The 17,534-nt window shown below is 38.3% G+C and carries 25 protein-coding genes and 2 pseudogenes; 2 read left to right on the plus strand and 25 right to left on the minus strand.

All coding sequences use genetic code 11. The features are described 5' to 3' along the window. Nucleotides 1–7: 7 nt before the first annotated feature. The 15 genes from ACFQ3W_RS06650 to ACFQ3W_RS06720 form a co-directional block, all read right to left on the minus strand. Complete coding sequence (locus ACFQ3W_RS06650; RefSeq protein WP_379317887.1) at nucleotides 8–1,051, minus strand: FecCD family ABC transporter permease; 1,044 nt, start codon at nucleotides 1,049–1,051, stop codon at nucleotides 8–10. Next, on the minus strand, nucleotides 1,048–2,061 hold the full coding sequence (locus ACFQ3W_RS06655) for a FecCD family ABC transporter permease (RefSeq protein ID WP_379317889.1): 1,014 nt from the start codon (nucleotides 2,059–2,061) through the stop codon (nucleotides 1,048–1,050). Before ACFQ3W_RS06655 ends, ACFQ3W_RS06650 begins: the two co-directional genes overlap by 4 nt. Nucleotides 2,062–2,125: 64 nt before the next feature. Continuing rightward, nucleotides 2,126–3,079 (minus strand): ABC transporter substrate-binding protein, encoded by a 954-nt coding sequence (locus ACFQ3W_RS06660; RefSeq protein WP_379317891.1) that lies wholly within the window; start codon nucleotides 3,077–3,079, stop codon nucleotides 2,126–2,128. A 184-nt stretch (nucleotides 3,080–3,263) separates the two neighbouring features. After that, a complete protein-coding gene (locus ACFQ3W_RS06665; RefSeq protein ID WP_379317893.1) occupies nucleotides 3,264–3,776 on the minus strand; it encodes a hypothetical protein in 513 nt (170 codons plus the stop codon). A 123-nt stretch (nucleotides 3,777–3,899) separates the two neighbouring features. Next, entirely contained in the window at nucleotides 3,900–4,337 is a 438-nt protein-coding gene (locus ACFQ3W_RS06670; protein ID WP_379317895.1) for a GNAT family N-acetyltransferase, read from the minus strand. 471 nt (nucleotides 4,338–4,808) lie between these two features. After that, the gene (locus ACFQ3W_RS06675; RefSeq protein WP_379317897.1) at nucleotides 4,809–5,591 is read right to left on the minus strand and encodes a CPBP family intramembrane glutamic endopeptidase; all 783 of its coding nucleotides are present in this window, start codon (nucleotides 5,589–5,591) and stop codon (nucleotides 4,809–4,811) included. Then, nucleotides 5,588–6,172: a TetR/AcrR family transcriptional regulator gene (locus tag ACFQ3W_RS06680; RefSeq protein WP_379317899.1), complete on the minus strand. Its 585-nt coding sequence runs from the start codon at nucleotides 6,170–6,172 to the stop codon at nucleotides 5,588–5,590. Before ACFQ3W_RS06680 ends, ACFQ3W_RS06675 begins: the two co-directional genes overlap by 4 nt. Nucleotides 6,173–6,511: 339 nt before the next feature. After that, nucleotides 6,512–7,039: a hypothetical protein gene (locus ACFQ3W_RS06685; protein ID WP_379317901.1), complete on the minus strand. Its 528-nt coding sequence runs from the start codon at nucleotides 7,037–7,039 to the stop codon at nucleotides 6,512–6,514. 114 nt (nucleotides 7,040–7,153) lie between these two features. Beyond that, complete coding sequence (locus ACFQ3W_RS06690; protein ID WP_379317903.1) at nucleotides 7,154–7,345, minus strand: hypothetical protein; 192 nt, start codon at nucleotides 7,343–7,345, stop codon at nucleotides 7,154–7,156. 16 nt (nucleotides 7,346–7,361) lie between these two features. Continuing rightward, the gene (locus tag ACFQ3W_RS06695) at nucleotides 7,362–7,679 is read right to left on the minus strand and encodes a GNAT family N-acetyltransferase (RefSeq protein WP_379317905.1); all 318 of its coding nucleotides are present in this window, start codon (nucleotides 7,677–7,679) and stop codon (nucleotides 7,362–7,364) included. 34 nt (nucleotides 7,680–7,713) lie between these two features. Further along, complete coding sequence (locus tag ACFQ3W_RS06700; RefSeq protein ID WP_379317907.1) at nucleotides 7,714–8,154, minus strand: NUDIX hydrolase; 441 nt, start codon at nucleotides 8,152–8,154, stop codon at nucleotides 7,714–7,716. Nucleotides 8,155–8,178: 24 nt separating this feature from the next. Next, nucleotides 8,179–8,640 (minus strand): GNAT family N-acetyltransferase, encoded by a 462-nt coding sequence (locus tag ACFQ3W_RS06705; protein ID WP_379317909.1) that lies wholly within the window; start codon nucleotides 8,638–8,640, stop codon nucleotides 8,179–8,181. A 51-nt stretch (nucleotides 8,641–8,691) separates the two neighbouring features. Beyond that, entirely contained in the window at nucleotides 8,692–8,982 is a 291-nt protein-coding gene (locus ACFQ3W_RS06710; protein WP_379317911.1) for a DinB family protein, read from the minus strand. Nucleotides 8,983–9,069: 87 nt separating this feature from the next. Then, nucleotides 9,070–9,255, minus strand: a complete 186-nt coding sequence (locus ACFQ3W_RS06715; protein ID WP_379317913.1) for a hypothetical protein — start codon at nucleotides 9,253–9,255, stop codon at nucleotides 9,070–9,072. Nucleotides 9,256–9,456: 201 nt separating this feature from the next. Then, nucleotides 9,457–10,002 carry a hypothetical protein gene (locus ACFQ3W_RS06720; RefSeq protein ID WP_379317915.1) on the minus strand — a complete coding sequence of 182 codons (546 nt, stop codon included), beginning with the start codon at nucleotides 10,000–10,002 and terminating at the stop codon, nucleotides 9,457–9,459. Nucleotides 10,003–10,159: 157 nt separating this feature from the next. On the opposite strand from ACFQ3W_RS06720, the gene ACFQ3W_RS06725 reads away from it, so the two are divergent. Then, nucleotides 10,160–10,564 carry an SET domain-containing protein gene (locus ACFQ3W_RS06725; protein WP_379317970.1) on the plus strand — a complete coding sequence of 135 codons (405 nt, stop codon included), beginning with the start codon at nucleotides 10,160–10,162 and terminating at the stop codon, nucleotides 10,562–10,564. A gap of 174 nt (nucleotides 10,565–10,738) precedes the next feature. On the opposite strand, the gene ACFQ3W_RS06730 is transcribed toward ACFQ3W_RS06725, so the two are convergent. The 10 genes and pseudogenes from ACFQ3W_RS06730 to ACFQ3W_RS06775 all read right to left on the minus strand — a co-directional run bounded on the left by ACFQ3W_RS06730 (nucleotide 10,739) and on the right by ACFQ3W_RS06775 (nucleotide 17,113). Further along, nucleotides 10,739–11,122: a hypothetical protein gene (locus ACFQ3W_RS06730; protein WP_379317917.1), complete on the minus strand. Its 384-nt coding sequence runs from the start codon at nucleotides 11,120–11,122 to the stop codon at nucleotides 10,739–10,741. Nucleotides 11,123–11,181: 59 nt separating this feature from the next. Continuing rightward, a complete protein-coding gene (locus ACFQ3W_RS06735) occupies nucleotides 11,182–11,529 on the minus strand; it encodes a helix-turn-helix domain-containing protein (RefSeq protein ID WP_379317919.1) in 348 nt (115 codons plus the stop codon). Nucleotides 11,530–11,571: 42 nt separating this feature from the next. After that, nucleotides 11,572–11,988: a hypothetical protein gene (locus ACFQ3W_RS06740; RefSeq protein ID WP_379317921.1), complete on the minus strand. Its 417-nt coding sequence runs from the start codon at nucleotides 11,986–11,988 to the stop codon at nucleotides 11,572–11,574. Between the two features lie 75 nt (nucleotides 11,989–12,063). Further along, nucleotides 12,064–12,777 carry a class I SAM-dependent methyltransferase gene (locus ACFQ3W_RS06745; RefSeq protein ID WP_379317923.1) on the minus strand — a complete coding sequence of 238 codons (714 nt, stop codon included), beginning with the start codon at nucleotides 12,775–12,777 and terminating at the stop codon, nucleotides 12,064–12,066. Nucleotides 12,778–12,960: 183 nt separating this feature from the next. Next, nucleotides 12,961–13,527 carry a nucleotidyltransferase domain-containing protein gene (locus ACFQ3W_RS06750; RefSeq protein WP_379317925.1) on the minus strand — a complete coding sequence of 189 codons (567 nt, stop codon included), beginning with the start codon at nucleotides 13,525–13,527 and terminating at the stop codon, nucleotides 12,961–12,963. Nucleotides 13,528–13,620: 93 nt separating this feature from the next. Continuing rightward, the gene (locus tag ACFQ3W_RS06755) at nucleotides 13,621–14,604 is read right to left on the minus strand and encodes a phosphotransferase enzyme family protein (protein ID WP_379317927.1); all 984 of its coding nucleotides are present in this window, start codon (nucleotides 14,602–14,604) and stop codon (nucleotides 13,621–13,623) included. A 376-nt stretch (nucleotides 14,605–14,980) separates the two neighbouring features. Next, entirely contained in the window at nucleotides 14,981–15,433 is a 453-nt protein-coding gene (locus ACFQ3W_RS06760) for an NUDIX hydrolase (RefSeq protein ID WP_379317972.1), read from the minus strand. 170 nt (nucleotides 15,434–15,603) lie between these two features. Further along, on the minus strand, nucleotides 15,604–16,110 hold the full coding sequence (locus ACFQ3W_RS06765; RefSeq protein WP_379317929.1) for an HIT family protein: 507 nt from the start codon (nucleotides 16,108–16,110) through the stop codon (nucleotides 15,604–15,606). Nucleotides 16,111–16,163: 53 nt separating this feature from the next. Further along, nucleotides 16,164–16,646, minus strand: a complete 483-nt coding sequence (locus ACFQ3W_RS06770; RefSeq protein ID WP_379317931.1) for a tetratricopeptide repeat protein — start codon at nucleotides 16,644–16,646, stop codon at nucleotides 16,164–16,166. A 74-nt stretch (nucleotides 16,647–16,720) separates the two neighbouring features. Then, nucleotides 16,721–17,113 (minus strand): annotated as a pseudogene (locus ACFQ3W_RS06775) (GNAT family N-acetyltransferase). Nucleotides 17,114–17,264: 151 nt separating this feature from the next. Here ACFQ3W_RS06775 and ACFQ3W_RS06780 point away from each other — a divergent pair. Continuing rightward, nucleotides 17,265–17,534: pseudogene (locus ACFQ3W_RS06780) on the plus strand (IS4 family transposase); the annotation flags it as partial.

A 17,534-nucleotide genomic window follows, 5' to 3' on the forward strand; every position in this document is an offset into this window, starting at 1 on the left:
CTCCTCACTAAAACTGATTTCTATTTTTGAATAGCAAATATAGGAAAAATGGTGCGCCGACTCCCGCGGTAAACACCCCTGCAGGTACATCCTTCGGTAAAAATACGGTACGCCCGATCAAATCGGCACCGAACACAAGCAGAGCTCCCACGAGAGCCGACGTAAGAAGCAGACTGCCGAACATACGCCCTACCAGCTTCCTGGCGATATGCGGAGCGATTAACCCGGCAAAGCCGATAGTCCCTGCTACCGATACCGCAAATCCGGCGAGGAGCACACTGCATAGCAAGAGTCCAAGGCGATGGCGCTGTACGGGTACACCCAGTCCAGTGGCCAGATCATCCCCGAATTCCTGAGCATTCAAGCTGCGGGCTAACCAAAGGGTAAGTGGAACCACCACCAGAAGAACGGGAAGAATCGTATATACATCCCCCCAAGTAGCCCCATACACACTTCCTGTCAGCCAGATGTAAGCTTGCCCTGCTGTGTAAAACGGGCTAATAATCAGCATGAATGTAGTGCCAGCCCCGGTAATTGCAGATATTCCAATCCCAATCAGCACGAGGCGGATCGGAGTCACTCCTGCTTTCCAGGCCAGCGCAAAGATGAACAGCGACGTTGCAATGGCACCCAGAACTGCGAAGAGTGGCAAAAGCTTGATGCTAATGGCTCCACCCAGCAGCGTAACAAAGCCAACCGCGGCCACAGCGGCACCGCCCGTAATCCCAATGACATCCGGAGAGGCCAGCGGATTGCGGATCACCCCTTGTAGAATAGCTCCGGACATCCCCAGCGCGGCACCGACTAGCAGTGCCAACAGCACTCGCGGCAGCCTCAGCGTAAGAACAACAAAATCATTCTCCCCTGAATCCACCCCGAAAATAGTCTGAAGAACATTCAAAGGCGATATTAAATCACTCCCTACGCTGGTTCCTAGCACGCAGGCAAGCATGACCAGAAGCAGAAGTATCGCGATGACCAGCACCGACCTCTTCTCGATCTGGAGCGACACCGATTCCTTTTTATTTCGAAAAGTGATGAGCTCCTTCATATCTTCGTTACCCCCTTTCGAGCAATGTAGACGAAAAAGGGTCCGCCAATGAGTGCCGTCATCACACCAAGCGGAATCTCCTCTGGCATGATGATTAAGCGTGCTGCGACATCGGCCGTGAGAAGAAGTACGGCTCCTCCAACCAGAGAGTAAGGGATGAGCCAGCGGTAGTCATTCCCGATGAATGCGCGCATGATATGCGGAACGACAAGGCCGACAAGGCCGATTGAACCAGCCACTGCTACAGCCCCTCCGGCAAGAAGCACAACCACTGCCCCCATGAGGGTTTTGACCAAGAGCACGTTCTGTCCCATGCCTTTGGCAATATCATCACCCGTCAGCAGTAAATTGATCGACCTGCCCATGAATAGGGCCACAAGAGCGGCCAAGGACATATATGGCAGAACAGGATACAGCATTTCCAGCGTCCGCCCGCTTACAGAGCCCGCCATCCAAAACAGCACATCCTGCAGTCCGGTCCCATCCAGGACCAGAACCGCTTGAGTAAAGGAAGAGAATAAGGCGGTAATGGCCGTACCTGCCAGGACAATTTTGATCGGAGTCAGACCATCCCGCCCGATCGAGCCGAGAAAGTAAACCAGAACCGCCGCAATCGCAGCCCCGGCAAAACCAAACCACATCATCGTCTTTAGAGAGGTTACGGACAGACCAACAATCGCAATAACAATAAAGAAAACCGCTCCGGCATTGATGCCGAACACGCTTGGAGACGCCAAGGGATTCCGTGTCAACGCTTGCATCAGCGCCCCGGCAACTGCCAGGCTGGCGCCGACAACCGTTGCAATAATCATACGCGGCAGCCGCTCCGTTTGAACTATAATTTGTGCGGCAGAACCTTCGTCATAATTCACGAATGCTTCTACTGCAGTGGGGACGGAAATTGCGGTCCGTCCAAAAATCAGGCTTCCAGCACTTGCAGCGGCAAGTAGCAAGAATAATACAATGAGGCCGTAGACCTTGGATTTTCCTTGTGTCAAAAGGGGAAACATATCCTCACTCTTTCATCCATTGAAATGCAAAGGACCTGCCTGATCGGGCAGGCCCCTTTCCCAGTTATTTTTGCAAGTTAAAATATTTGTACAGATCATCAAGCATCAGATTGGCCGATTTGTAGCCACCCGCACTATTCCAAGCTACCTCATCCACCTGAACAACCCGATTATTCTTGACGGCATCCAGGTTGGTCCAGAGCTTGCTGCTGGTCCATTCCTTATAGGTTTTGTCGATGGCTTCTCGGTCGGTACCAGAATTGAAGTTGAAGATCAGGTCAGCATTCATATCCGGGATGCTCTCTTTGGAGGTAAGCTCGACTCCCCATTTATCCTCATCATGACCTGGAGGTCTTGTAAACCCAAGCTCTTTCAAAATGTTGCCGGCATAGCCCATATAGAAAATACGCACCTGATCAGCTCTAAAATTGGTGATGGTCACCTCAATCGGAAGTTGATTCCCCATTTTTTGCTTGAAATCAGCCACTCTGGCCTCCCAATCAGACAACAACTGGTTCGATTTGTCTTTAACGTTCATTGCCTCGCCCGCGAGCTTCAGCGTCTCCTTCCAGTCGTACAGCTTCTCCGTGACAACCGTTGGTGCAATCTTGGAGAGCTGGTCATAGATATCCTCATGTCTTGACTTGGTGGCAATAATGAGATCCGGCTTCAGCTTATGTATTTCCTCCAGATTCGGCTGTGTCTCCTCCCCGACCTGAGGAACGTCTTTAAGATCCGCTCTTAAATATTCATAGACAGGCTTTTGCACCCACGATTCCACTATACCTGTCGGTTTCACGCCAAGTGAAACCACCACATCATTAGCACCTTGGTATAGAGTTACGATTCTCTTAGGCGTACCGGAAATCTTGGTTTCCCCCATGGCATGCTTAACGGTTCGGGTCTCTCCAGAGGCGTTTGCTTTATCTGAAGATCCGCCCGATGAACATCCTGCCAATACTGAAATAATCAAGATAAGGACCAAATAACTTCGTAACGATTTGTGAAACCTAGACATATCTTTTCCTCCAATTGATTTTTAATTGATATTGAGACTCATTATCAATTAAATTTTAAAGGAGCGAGGAAAAATATTCAAGTACTTCCTTACAAATATTTTACTTGACAATATAGTTTGATTAAGACAGAAAAATTCCTCGACCAACCTGAGGTCAGCGAGGAATTTGAATCAGTGAGTAAAACTAACTTCCATTATTGCACAATATACACCCATGGCATGACAAGTAGATATCATGTTTCGCGCATTTTGGATACCCTATTGGGATGGTAGGACAATCATCATCTTCATCAATTTCAGACCATTCTAAATAACTGTTCATATCTATACTTTCCTTATCAAAGGCATTAATCATTAGCCGAAACTGTTTTAAACATTCAATTAGCCAATCTTTGCGCGGTTCATAACTTAATCTTTCCCATCCCAAGCCATCAATTGCACTTGAAATAGTACGTAAAAGAAAATCTTTTTCCCGTTCAAAGAAAGCTATGGTCCAAGGTATTTCATCTATGTCAAAACCAACTGTTCCGATGCCTACTACGGACTGATCGCGTTGCCCTAACCAAATCATTATTTCTTTTTCTCGATTTGTCTCAGCTAATATCGATCCACTAATAACTAGCACCTCAATAAAAACCGAGGTTAATCCATTAGACATATTAAGTGATTCGACTAAATGCTCTAGATTGCTAGGCATTGATATAGTGTTTCCCATTTTTTTATTTTTTTAATTCCTTTCATTGTAACGTTGTTGCATTCACGAAACGCCCCGTCTTTAGATAGGCTCTTTATTCGTGAATACAATCTATTCTTAGGTTCTCTAATAAAAATTTTTTACAAATCTTGATCCAGTTATTTCAAATCCAAGTTCATTATAAAATTTGTGTGCCTCTTCTATTCTCTTATTGCCAGAAACTAACCATGTACCTTTACAATCTAGTTCCTTTGCCAAGTTATCCGCGTAATTCATCAAGGTTTTTCCAATCCCTTTTCTTTTAGCTTCCTGATCCACAACTAATACAGAAATTTCCCCATATCTTGTAGTGTCTTCTATGTTCTCTCGAATTCTAAATCCTAATGTTCCTATTACTATACCCTCTTCCTCATAAACGAAAAGCTGATCAAATGGACTTCTCTCAACAAACCCTAAGCGATCTTGCATTTGTTCTTCAGTAATATCTCTGTTGAGTAATTGAGTCATTAATCGACTTAAAGAGTAACAATCATTTTTTGTTGCTGCTCTAATTAAATATTTCAAAATAATCCTTCCTCTTTATGTATTTTTGATAGTTGTATTCTCAGCAATATCGGCTAATGTTCAATTTCCCGCCCTTTTCCTCCTACTAGGTCCGTATTAGATCTTCACACCCTTCCCCCAATTTCATTGTTAGCCTCCATTAATTTGAGTTTAAGACATCACCAAAAATTTAGCGAGTTATAGATTCCGTATTTTTTCCCTCGGTTATTTCAGTTAACGTTCAAGTATTCACGAAACGCTCCAGCCTTAGATAGCTCTTATCTTAGGCTGGGGCGTTTGTTGCCTGAGTCTCTTCTATGATTATACAATTTGACTGCCGACGAGAGTAAGTCTCGTTACGCGAATAAGACATTATATGATGTTGGCGTCTTCACGAGTTACCTTACAAATACCAAGTAAATCCAGTAAGGATTACCTGCCATAGGCCTGTCATTCTTCGAATTTAAATATGCCTTTCGTTTCTCATCCAAATTATTTCAAAATGATAGAACTTGACACTTCCCCAGGCACCACATTTTCCGGTACATTCGTTCTCTTCCAAATACCAATTGCATAAATCAATAAAATAACTAGCTGAATCGCCAGAATAATCAATGCCGTTTGGTCAAGAGAGTCTGATGTTGTATTAGAAATATAATCATGAGCAGCATGCCAGATAATTACAATCCAAAGACTTTTCGTAATACTTACAATTTCCGCAAGAACAAATCCTACCAGTAAGGCGAACAGCATCTGTAACACAAGATACAGCACGTTCTTTCCGTTCAGTGCATTTATAAGATGCAATACCCCGAAAATTATGGAGGAAAAGATAATTGCTCGCTTTCCGCCCTTTGCTGCTAAGAACTTAAGTGCAAGTCCCCTAAAATAAATTTCCTCATTTAATCCAATCGCAATTGTAAAAAATGCCAATATAATGTACTGCACCGGTGTAATCTCAGGACTGAAACCATAAACAGCAATAGGAAGCACTTCTAATGCCAGCAGAGGAGCATACCACCATACATTACTGGAACTCCTATTTTCACTAATTCGGAACCCATATTCTACAAGCGTAAGTTTTGACTTTGTCATAATAAAAACGCCAATAGCCACTGAAATCAAAAGGAAAACCGTCGCGACAATGTATATTGAATACGTATCCAAGCCCATTATCTGCGGAACAGCCATTCCTAATGCCGTCATAAAAGTGCAAAGCAGCCCTACAAGGATCGATGCAATATAAGGATGTTTCTGTACGAATGATTTTTTCATTGGTTTTGCCCCTCCTCTTTTTTTAGCTTCATCATTAATCCCATAAATGAATTGTTTAGCAATCGCCTGATTTCTTCATCACTAAATCGGCAGTTATTAGTAGCAAACATGGACGCAATACCATGGGTTGTAAGCCATATCCCTGCATATAGTTCTTTGGCACTTTGGGAACTTAACCCCGTCCTTTGAGATAGCATTCCAATCACCTCATCATCTCCCTCCGTAGAACCTACGATATCCATCATGCTTTGCTCCCGAAATGCATCCGACATAAATAATAACTTGAACAGATTCTTCTCGTTCTTCGCAAAATCAATATAGGTAAGCCCCATACCAAGAAATCCGTCCTCTTTATGGTCTTCAGAGCTTAGCATGCACTGATTATATATATGCTCAGCCATTTGATAGACCGCAGATTTAAGTCCCTCCATCGACTCAAACGTCCTAAATATCGGATGCACCGAACATCCAATTTCCTTTGCCAAATCACGAGCGTTTAGACTTTCAATTCCCTTCTCCTGAACAATTCGAATCGCTACATTTAGGATTTCGTCTTTTGTTATCTTTATTTTGGGTGGCACACAAAACACCTTCTTATAAGTATCTAACGTTACCTAACATTTGTTACCTATTATATTCTACAAATTAATAAAGTCAACAAAAAAATATTCTTGCATGAGTCATGCTGAAGTAAAGGTATTAATTATATGTCCACTCCGAGCTCCTACTTTCATAGTTATTTGAGCCTTCGTTGGTTTCAGCTATTGTATTCACGAAACGCCCCAGCCTAAGATAATAGCTCTTATCTTAGGCTGGGGCGTTTGCTGTCTATCTTCTTCTATGATTATGCATCTGACAACCCAGGGGCGAAGCCTCTCTGCGTGAATACGGTGTTATATGGTGCACTTAGACCTACTGAATTACATAAAGAGGTTTGCAAGATAATCTTTAGATATTTCAAATAAAACATAAATGATGATACTCAAATTTATAAATAATCCAAGTAAAATTGATATAATTTCATATTTGTCCCTATAAAAGAAAAGTCGATTTATCTGAAAACCTAGAGATATGCCTTCGCCAATTAAGTTAATTGGCATTACTATTATAGTATATAAGACTAATGCTAATAGTGTTTCCCATGCCAGTCCTACAATAAAGCATAAAAAGTCAATAACGAAATGTACCACAGGCCACCAAAAAATGATTTTACTAATCGCAGATGTTCCTTCAATTAAAAATCCGAGAATTATTCCGATGCTAATCAATAAAAGGAGAAATATCAAGGAGTACTCTATGGGAACAGCTGAGTGACTAAATAATTCCCCATTGAATCTACTAATTACTTCACGGCCATAAATAAAGCAAAATATTGTAAGAACGACCAATGTGATAATTTGAGGAATTTTATTAAAAATGGATTTGACCCCTCCTCTTAGCTCATTCACACAACTTGTTATAGTGAATCATTATTTCATTAAACAATTCCTTCAATGATGCTATCTTCTTGTAATTTCAGGCAACGTTTTTGTATTCGCGTTCCTTTGGTACCATTCATCTACTTAGATTGCATATTGATATGCATTATGCCAAATTGGTTGTCCTTCATCAGTTTTATTAAAAAACGCTTTCTTAATATGATGACCTTCTCTTCGCATCAACAAGCGCTCCAATAATCTCCACGACGAAGTGTTTTCTGGATTACACATTGCAATGATCCGATGAGCTTCTAACTCTTCAAATCCATATTGCAATACTCTTCTACTTGCCTCAGTAGCATATCCATTTCAAATAGTATCTTGGGTTGAATATGTATCCAATTTCCCATGTTAAAAAGTCAAATGGTACTGTTTGATTAAAGTAAATGTGTCCAATCATTTTATTGCTATCTCTTAATACGACTGCCATAAAAATATTGCTTTGCGATCGTTCCAATGCCATCTGCTTACAATCTTCATCATCACAAACTTTACCAGGTTCATACTTCAATACTTCTTCTATTGATAAGTAATTATGTAGGTCATTCCAATCATCAGGTCGAAAATTTCTTATAATTAATCTTTCTGATTCTAAATTTAACATATTCATCGCCTCTGATACGATTTTTTATCCTTAATTGTCCTTATTTTTGATTATCCCTTATTCCTAACATTTTTAATGCTCTCTCATGTAATAATGGTTGAATCTCTGGATAGGTTAATTCGATTGGCATTTCCTTCAGTAGTGTAATTTTTCTAATTTCACTTTCCACTGGTATCTGACCCATCCCCTTAACTTCTGCATAAAACAAAGCACCGTATGATTCTTCTCTATTGACTCTCTTCACTGAATAACAACATAACGGTTTCAAATCAAAAGACACAGCCCCTGTCTCCTCGTACAACTCACGCTTTGCTGTATCTTCAATGGCTTCATCCACTTCTCTTCGCCCACCGGGAATTTCCCATGTATTCCTCTCCTTATGTTGCACAAAAATCCATTCGCCCTTATATTTAGCAATAATTACAGCAAATTTTAATTTATCATCTGCAACAGTACCGATATCATAAAAGGTAACTATCATGATCTGCACCTCTCCAAAAAATAGTTATAATTCGCATTCCATCGTTTTCATCGTAGCTATTAACCCATTCTTTTTATAAAAATCTATTCCCTTTTGATTATCTTCAAACACGGATAATCTTAATAAATCTAATCCTCGTTTCTTCCCCCATTCTTTTGAAGATTCCAGTAGTAATGATCCATAGCCGTTGTTTCTATATGTTTCAGAAATCACAAAATCTAGTATATAAACAAACTTCTTCTCTCTTAAACAACTAATTTTAGGGGTTTCCTTCTCCTGTAATAGCGAAAATCCAATAATTTTTCCTTCAACCTCAATAATTAAGATATCAGACTTTTCATTATTTATTATATGGATAAAAAAATCATTTGGTCGCTCTGCTAGAATAAATTGAGAAGGTTGATAGAAAACTGCATCCTTATCCAGTTCCCAGTATAGATTTTTAATGTCTGATATATCTTCAATAGTGGCTTCTCTGATTAGCATTGGTTACCACCTCATTCTCCTTATTAATTCCTGTATTTGAGCTGTATGGTGCTAATCTTCTCGATATGATGAAGCTTGAGGCTCTTCCTCAGTTAAGGCCCTCTTAAGTCTTATAAATGCATTCATATCATTATCTGCCATGTGATGAATTACCTGTTTTACCGTCCAACCATTATTACGATATGGCGTCTGCAGTTGCGAGGTATCTAGATTTTTCACTATTTCTTGCAGTGTAGGAACTATTTTTGCTATTTCAATAGAATAATTAGCTTGATCTACTTCAGATGTCATTTCTTGTGGTTTAAAAGTTCCTATAGGATAACGTAAATGTTCTTTTTCCACTTTCCGAAACACCCCACTTAATAAATAATTGCAAAAATTTACGCATAACGTCTTGGCGCTTCGTTAATACCTTTTTATCCAATCCAATCACTTCTTTTGGGCTATGATGGTTAGTGTTTCTGATTCTTCTTCATATTTCCGGCCAGTTACATCAGAGTAAAATTCAAAATCTGCAAAACCTATAGTGCTAAGTATTGCAGAAATATCTTCAATAGAGTATGTCTTGTCCCAAATATTGTATACCTGCATATCTTTATTATCTTCTAACACCATGGTTTGCTGTAGATGAACTCTTTCCTCCGGATACCAATAGTTAGAGTTCAAGCCCACATTTGTGAGCTACCATTTTCAAAAATTAATGGTTTTTGGGATTTCTCAATTATTCTGTTTACCTCCATATAATGTCCTTCTTTCTATTGCCTTTATCAATATTGTTTTTGAATGAGTTGTCCCTAAATGTACTATCAAATAATTCTAATCTACGGATTGAAAAGTCTTTAACACGGTTTCCTTCTCGTCCAGCATCGTTGATACCTTTTGCCAATCGGCCTTCAATAAATCGAGTTCTTTACTGTCTGCTTCTGTTTCTTCGTCTTTCAAGATACATATAGAACAATCCGTCCCTGTATAAGATATATATTTAGTGCCATGCGCAGTTCCAACATCTAAAATACTATCTACAGAATCTTCCGAATCCTGGATTGATGCCTCAGTAGCAATTGAGAACAAATATAGCCCTTTGACGGAAGGTGAGTCTTCAAATTCGGCCTGACTTGTTTTGCTCTTTCCAATAAAATAAAAATCTATTCCTGTACCATCGTCTGACTTGACGATACTATACGAATCTCTCCATGACGATGGAATTTTCAGAGAGAAACCTAATTTTTTATTAGTGTAGAGTATATTTTCTTGAGATGGTTTAGAATCTTTCTGCTCATCTTGCTTTGTTGTAGTAGCTGAAGTAGAAATGCTATTATGCTTAGTAGTACAACCAGTAAATAATAGGGAAAATACTATCAACGTAATTAGAACTTTCTTCAAAAAAACACCTACTTTTTTTATGTATTGACGAACTTTCGAGATGTTTATGTTTCTTTATCGACTAAATATATGTATTATTAAAGTTACGCTAAAAACAAACTTATACATTACAAAAATAATTACACAGGTGGTTATGATGATACAAGTAAAAACATCCAGTCTTAGTAGTGGTGAATTCAATAGAGGGGTATTTGCAACCCGGGATATCAAAAAGGGAGAACTTATACATGAAGCGCCGGTAATCCCATACCCTAACGAGGATCATGAATTTATTGAGAAAACAATCCTTGCAGATTATGTATTTGAATATGGCGCTAATCATACAGCTGTCCTTTTAGGTTACGGGAGTTTGTTTAATCATTCGTATACCCCTAATGCGATATATGAAATTAACTTTAATCAACATACATTTGACTTCTATGCGTATACCGAGATAAAAGCAGGAGAAGAAATCCTCATCAATTACAATGGCGATGTTGATTGCAACGATCCTCTATGGTTCTGTGAAACAGATGAAAATGAAGGTGAGTCAGCTAAATAGGTGTTATTTGCACTCCACTGATTTAGACGATCGTTCCCGCATCCACTACCGCGCAGTACCATTATGGTTAAAATTCTAGCTGCCGCTTGTCGGCAGTTAGATGTTGCGGGATTGTCGCTTAAAGCTACGTAAATCCCGCAGCATGATTGGGATGTTAGGTTGTATTCTCACTTTTTAAAATTCCTTTTCAAACTGCTCTTCAAAAAATGCTTGTATATGCGCTTCGAATTCAATATTGTTTTTGTAGTAAATTTTATTGATGTGATTCAGTACAAAACCTAACTTTAGTTCGTCTTCTTCGTAAAGACTTATTCCATAAATAAATCCTACTCTATCTTCTTGATTACTATCGGGTATCAGTTTTATATCTTTAATTAGATTTATCCACTTTTTGATCTTCCCCTGATCTTCTATGACTTTCCTTTCACCTGATGATCCATCCAACAGTTCTACCTTATTTACTTTTAGTATATTTCCGGGGTATATCTCTGACAGTGTAGCTGGTTGTAAGACAATAGATTCTTTGCTTCCATAACATCCAGTTACTAAAAGCAACAAAATTATAACTAAAAATGGCTTTATACAAAACACCACCTGATTTATTATTGGAATTTATACTAATATTGTTTTCTTAGTGCCGTTGAATCCTTTAACCAATCTTTTAAGTCTTCTGTACTTATATAATTATCGGTTCCAATTCTAATGACGGGGAACAGCTTACCAGACAAACCCGATGTCCTTAACATAGTGTCTTCACTAGATATGATCGTTTTCACTTGAGATTCAGTTATTTTCAAGTATTCGGCTGTTTCTTGGATTGTCATAAGCGGTTTATATTCTTTTTCATTTATTTTGTCTTTGTTCAATTCTCTGTCTCCAGAGTTGCTAATAATCAAGCTACTAATAACAATAGAAAGACCTAATAGAAAAGAACTAATTACTACGCTTAGGTTTAGTTGCTTCATTGTTAACGCCTCCAATATATAACTTGAACACTTGTTTATTAGTCATTTCTCTACGCTTTCAGCTTTATTTAATATATCAGTTACTTTGGTTCGTTCATTCTCACTTAATACGAATTGGTAATGTCCGTTATCATCGTGGTCAACAAATAAATCCGCTCCCCAGATAGACAATCCCCTAGTCTTCCCATTCTTCAAAGTAATTTTTACAGAGTAATCAGGTGGTCTAATATCAAGCTTTCCAATATTATATCTTCCGCCATTTATGGCCTTCATAAAACTAATTATTTCTTTCTGCGGTAAGATCACGTCCGTACCCTTTACATTCTGTATTACAATTTCGCTAATATCTCCTGTATTTATATTGTGTTTATTTCCCCAAGTATCATGATCAGAGGTATTTTTTTGACAACCCGTAAGTAATAAAGCTAAAAAAATCAATATCGCGAGGATTTTATTCATGAATTACCTCTATTCCTTAACTTTTTTAAATATTCGTTCTAAGTTTATTAGGCATCATACGTTCATTGCATTTAGCTACTTCTTCCTCCAAAGCGAAGCCCATAGGAATGGAATACCAAATTTTGATTCATCATTATCGCATTCTTTCATCATCCTACATTCAATTAATTCAAAGTACTTCCCTAATATTTCAGTTAGCTTTTCTTTACTAAAAGCTTGTCCGCCTTTCATGCTTCTTTCTCTATATATTTCATAATCACTTAATTCATATGCTCCTCCGATATCAGTAAATCCAGGGGCAAAACACGTTAGGCCCAAATAACCACCGTTCTTTAATGCACTATGTATCATCTCTATATAACCAATTCTTCTATGAGGCCATAAATGATGCATACAACCTGAATCGTAAACGAAGTCATATTCCTCTTTATACCCCAAATCAAATACTGACTTGCACTCGAAATTAATAGAAATGTGGTTTTTGTCTGCTCGTTCAATGGCCCACTGTATAGCCTCAGCTGAAATATCGATTGCATCGACAGTAAAACCATTTAATGTTGAGTAGATGGAGTTCCTCCCTGCCCCACATCCAAGGTCTAACATTCGTCCACCTTGTATTATTCCGGACTCGATATAAGATACTAGATTCTCATCCGGATGATTTACAAAGAAAGGTATCTTCTTCGTTCTATCATGATAAAAATTATTCCAAAATGGAGCTGGTTCCCTCATTAAAGAATCCAACATCATCAGAACATCCTCTGAATTCTTCATGGTTTCAATTGACATCTCTGATACCTCCTTCAAATTATTCAGTGCTACGATTTCACTTAACGTCGTTCTAGTAATCACGAAACGACCCAGCCTTAGATAGCTCTTATCTTTGGCTGGGTCATTTGTTGTCTAAGCATTCTTCCATGATTATACATCCGGACAACCGAGAGGCGATAGTCCCACTTCGTGAATACCGTGTTATAGGATGTCCTCGATTTTACTGAAATACTTTTGAAGTTCTTCTATCCATTTCTGATTTCCTTTAATATCTTTCAGCTTTTGAAATAGCCATTTCTTTGAATAATCATCATTCACTTCATTTATGTATGTCATAAAGTCATGCTCATCTTCTTCTCTAGTATTCAAACTTTTGAACAGTAACTGCCATACAGGGTTTACAAACGGAATATTCTCTTGATGTTTTGAAAAGTCTTTGATGCTCATCCGTATCTCACTGTTCTTTCTAAATACAACCTCTTCTCTAACCCTTTCAGTAAGCAAAATTTCTAAAAACTCATTATCTTTAAATAAATGAAGGCAATATCTTGGTAATACTACATCGGTTATTTGATCGACTCTTTCTAATCTGTGCTCACCAGGTATTGCTACTTTGATATCCCAGTCTTTAAAATAGTTTATTGTGTAATTAGCGTCCTCTCTGAATACACAGATATCTATGTCTTTATGTTCTCTAGTGGCTTTTCCGACCGCTAAGTCTATGGCCCATCCCCCAGCAACAAACCATGGCTTTTCAAAAGATTTCATCACTAGCTCAAGTTTTTTTAGCCCTTCTGATTTAATCTTTCTCCCTCCTGACCTTAGATCTTGATATTATTTACAGACTCTTCTTTACTGAATCTATAATGCTGTTCCGAATGAAGCAACGTCTTCTTTCAATCTATATTCCAGTTTCCCCCTCAATGTTACCAGCCAATCAGGTTCATTTCCCCATTTCTCCCCAATAGACCTTTGTATACGTGCATAACCATAAAGTTTGGCAAAGCGTCTGCAAGCAATCATTAGTTCATTTAAATTATTAGGAATATCATATTCGGTCAGATACCCATTAATAAAGCATTCTTTCTTTTGATGAAATAGTTCGATGGGTGTGCATTCTTGTAAATCATCAAGTGCTTGGACAATATCCATGGCATACCAATGATACATGGCGTCATCGAAATCAATAACGTAACATGAATTAGTTTCTTCATCGTAAAAGACATTATCAAATTCGAAATCGTAATGAACAAGCCCAAAATTTCTTTCGGACTTAGGGATTGAAGAAAAGAAGTTTTCTAATATTTTAATTTCATTTAAAGCTGCTTCCTGTCCTGGAAATCTCCTTAGCACATCCTCTACCCAAACCAGAACATCAACATAAGACCATCTTCTTATTTTATGGGTCTTGTACTGGCTTGATAAATGATGGAGCTTTCCTAAGGCTTTCCCATAGCTGAAAATAATGTCGTCGCTGCATTCCGTATGGTTTATTTGCATACCTGGCACACGCTTAAACACCGTAGCATAGTACTCTCCCCAGGGAGTAGCAACCTCTACAAGTTCTTCACCGTGATTTGATTGAATCGGTTCCAAAACTCCATAATGATTGTCTCGTAGGTATGAAATAAATTCAAGTTCTGCTTGGATATTCGATTTCCGTTTTTCTGATTTTGGTGCGTAACGTAATAAACGCGTCTCTCCATTACATTGGAATGGATAAATAGCGTTTGACGATATTCGGTAATACTTAAACATTTCCATTGAGCTTTGGTCGAAGTGCCAGTTTTTTAATATCATCTCTGTTAAGTCCAAATTGTTAAAAAGATACTTCAATTTCAACATGAATAAACAGCTCCTTATCGATTTGGAAACCTAACGATAACATAACACAACCCGAAGAGACATAAATGGGAGAGAACAGCTATAATTGAAGTCCCCTTTAGTGAGTGTATTACAACTGTCGTTATTGTTGAGTAACATACGAAACGCCCCAGCCTTAGATAGCTCTTATCTTAGACTGGAGCGTTTACTGCCTGAGCTTATTACAAGCTTCTAAATCGACAACTAATCTGGTATCAAATTAATATTGCAGTAGATTTTTAAAAATTCCTTTGTCTTTACTTGAAGATAAGTACAATTCTATGTTGTGCTGCATCTTAGATTACACCCTTTATTTAAATGTCTTCTGATGCTTGCTATTTCGTATAACGTTTGACTACTACCAATTGATGTATCTCGACTTATATAGAATCTTCTTTGTCATTCCATTGATCTCGGGTATTGGTTTATCCATAGAAAAAAATTTCACTTCTAAACCCTCATCGTCATTTACACAAGGCTCCCCAATAAAATTCCTTGTTTCGTATACCGATATTACGTTATATATTTCATCTCCATTTGGATATCTATAATACATATCAGCTCCAGATAATATGGTGATATGTTTCAAATAATCTGTTCTCAATCCTGCTTCTTCAAACAGTTCTCTGTGCGCTGCTTCTTCAAGTGATTCTCCTAACTCAAGGATTCCTCCTATTAGCCCCCAATCTCCCGTATCAGTTCTTCTTTGTAAAAGGATTTCATTTCTATCATTAAACACGATTATGTTTACTCCCGTTAATATAATCGGACGAGAACCTATTATTTTTCTTAATTCTTGAATGTACCCCAATGAATAACCTCCAAATATGATTATGGTTTGATTTTCGATAATGTTTATGTATAACCTGAGTATTGGGTAGAGACTTAACCTTGCAGGGTTGATCGCCTGAATCATCTTCCTGGCTTCTGGCAATTTCCATGGTTGAAGGCCCGCCTGGATACATGCGTTGTAAAATGAAGTTACCCTGAATTACTTACAAAATCCCTTAATTCTTTTCTTAACTCATTAATTCCTTCTATTACGGTTTTCATATTCTCTTCATTGTTCATTTGATTTCTCGCATGTAATAATACCGGCCTTAAAGATTCTACTGAATTTCCAAATTGCTTCATCCATTCATATCTAGGGACCATCCATAAATGAAAATGATGTGTTGTATCCTCATTATAAAAATAATAGACCTTATCTATTCCAAGCCTTGTTCGTTGTTCTCCTCTAATCTTATGTATGAGCGAGATATATTCAATTTGTTCTTCATTGGTTAGTTCATCCATAGAGTAAAAATGCCGCTTTGAGGCCACAATTACAAGCCCCCTTATGGGATAAGCAACATCTTGATGAACATGAAAGTTTTTGGATTCATAAATGACTCCACCAGTTGAAGGGACCAGTCCACTTGTTAATGCGCAGCTAAGACATTCTACTTCAACAATCCTCCCATCAGCTAAAGAAATCTTTCTTGGCATGAAGCGGACCTCCTAATTTTATTTTGCTCCCCTTGAATCTACTTACAACCATCTTATTTCCATATCTGATCTAACTTATTTGAATAAAATAAAATCGCCTTCTTATACGTTTGAATGCCAATATCATTACTTGTTTCTGCCAATTGCTTTAACAAAATTTCAGTTGATTCTTTATACTCTTTCTGATTGAATTTAACCATTGCATAAAACACTTGAAATTCTCTTTGATCAGGATATTCTTTAATAGCTTCATCAAGAATTAATTGGGCCTCATTGTACATGCCTAGTGTTCGAAAAGTGCTGCCTAATCCTAAATATGCACCTTGCCTTTCTTTGTCCATTAATCCAAGTTCCAATGCTTTCTTATAATAGGGGACTGCTGCTCCTTCTAATCCCATGACGTCATGGATCCATGCGAATTGATACCAAACGGATGGATTCATCGGTTCTTGATCTACTAATTCAAGTAATATAGATCTTGCCTCTTCTAAATGGCCTGATTCTCTTAATTGAATGGCTTTATCTAGTGCTTTCATGTTTATCATTCCTTTTGCTCTATATCAATTTCAAATCGATACGCTGCCTACACCATTTCAGTTTACTTTCGTAATTATTTCGATAAAGTCTTCTTCATATAATAATGTGTGTGTCTTCCAGCATTCTCAATAATGCCGTGCACATCAAACCCTTAAGCTTGAAAACTTAATGTATCAACCTTCATAAAATCACATTGCTTTTCATTTGCAATTCTTTCAGCCTCTTGGATAAGTTTCTTACCATAACCATGGCCTCTATGTTCAGGTTCTACATATAAATATTGTATCTCCAGCCAGTTCCAACATGTCTCGCCAAGCATACCACCACAAACCTGACCATCTTCGTCTTGAAGAAAAAAGTGTATTTCTTGATACTTCCCCTTTAAATCATCCGGAAAGTGCTTCAAGTTATACTCGCGTATTTGGTTTTTTACATAATTCTTCAACTCATTATCGTTCTTGTTAATAACTCAACTTTCGCACCTGGGAAATCGCCTTAACCCCTTGGTACTGTAAGAAGAATTCAATATATTGAACCTTATTGACAAAAAACACCTCACTTGTTTGGTATCATGGAAGTGACGAGCAACCATGCCAACAAGAAAGGTGCGTAACCCTATGTTACAACAACATTCCCTGTCTGAACAGTCTCGCTTTTCCAAACTTTTTGCTAGGCTCCACATTGGGAAAGCCTTACGAAAAGCAGGTATTTCCAAATCCTTTGGTCTATCGAGTTTAGCAATTTTCCAAATCGTATTCTATTTGGTCTTCGAAGGAAAGAACTGGTTTCGACTTCTGGAAAGTGACCGCGGAGCCGACCTACCCGGAAAAGATGTTATCTACCGGTTCTTGAACCATGCTTCCTTTGCTTGGCGACGCTTTTTGCAG

Origin of the sequence: Paenibacillus puldeungensis, assembly GCF_042678945.1 — a bacterium.
In the GTDB taxonomy this organism is placed as follows: Bacteria; Bacillota; Bacilli; order Paenibacillales; family Paenibacillaceae; genus Fontibacillus; species Fontibacillus puldeungensis.

Bases quoted from the DNA above. Each gene is read 5' to 3' on its own strand.
- ACFQ3W_RS06700 (WP_379317907.1), bottom strand. From the start codon at position 8,154: ATGATAGTTACCTTTTATGATATCGGTACTGTTGCAGATGATAAATTA.
- ACFQ3W_RS06755 (WP_379317927.1), bottom strand. From the start codon at position 14,604: ATGTTGAAATTGAAGTATCTTTTTAACAATTTGGACTTAACAGAGATG.
- ACFQ3W_RS06770 (WP_379317931.1), bottom strand. From the start codon at position 16,646: ATGAAAGCACTAGATAAAGCCATTCAATTAAGAGAATCAGGCCATTTA.
- ACFQ3W_RS06725 (WP_379317970.1), top strand. From the start codon at position 10,160: ATGATACAAGTAAAAACATCCAGTCTTAGTAGTGGTGAATTCAATAGA.
- ACFQ3W_RS06655 (WP_379317889.1), bottom strand. From the start codon at position 2,061: ATGTTTCCCCTTTTGACACAAGGAAAATCCAAGGTCTACGGCCTCATT.
- ACFQ3W_RS06675 (WP_379317897.1), bottom strand. From the start codon at position 5,591: ATGAAAAAATCATTCGTACAGAAACATCCTTATATTGCATCGATCCTT.
- ACFQ3W_RS06745 (WP_379317923.1), bottom strand. From the start codon at position 12,777: ATGTCAATTGAAACCATGAAGAATTCAGAGGATGTTCTGATGATGTTG.
- ACFQ3W_RS06735 (WP_379317919.1), bottom strand. From the start codon at position 11,529: ATGAAGCAACTAAACCTAAGCGTAGTAATTAGTTCTTTTCTATTAGGT.
- ACFQ3W_RS06765 (WP_379317929.1), bottom strand. From the start codon at position 16,110: ATGCCAAGAAAGATTTCTTTAGCTGATGGGAGGATTGTTGAAGTAGAA.
- ACFQ3W_RS06740 (WP_379317921.1), bottom strand. From the start codon at position 11,988: ATGAATAAAATCCTCGCGATATTGATTTTTTTAGCTTTATTACTTACG.
- ACFQ3W_RS06660 (WP_379317891.1), bottom strand. From the start codon at position 3,079: ATGTCTAGGTTTCACAAATCGTTACGAAGTTATTTGGTCCTTATCTTG.
- ACFQ3W_RS06650 (WP_379317887.1), bottom strand. From the start codon at position 1,051: ATGAAGGAGCTCATCACTTTTCGAAATAAAAAGGAATCGGTGTCGCTC.
- ACFQ3W_RS06695 (WP_379317905.1), bottom strand. From the start codon at position 7,679: ATGAATATGTTAAATTTAGAATCAGAAAGATTAATTATAAGAAATTTT.
- ACFQ3W_RS06665 (WP_379317893.1), bottom strand. From the start codon at position 3,776: ATGCCTAGCAATCTAGAGCATTTAGTCGAATCACTTAATATGTCTAAT.
- ACFQ3W_RS06705 (WP_379317909.1), bottom strand. From the start codon at position 8,640: ATGCTAATCAGAGAAGCCACTATTGAAGATATATCAGACATTAAAAAT.
- ACFQ3W_RS06750 (WP_379317925.1), bottom strand. From the start codon at position 13,527: ATGAAATCTTTTGAAAAGCCATGGTTTGTTGCTGGGGGATGGGCCATA.
- ACFQ3W_RS06715 (WP_379317913.1), bottom strand. From the start codon at position 9,255: ATGGTGTTAGAAGATAATAAAGATATGCAGGTATACAATATTTGGGAC.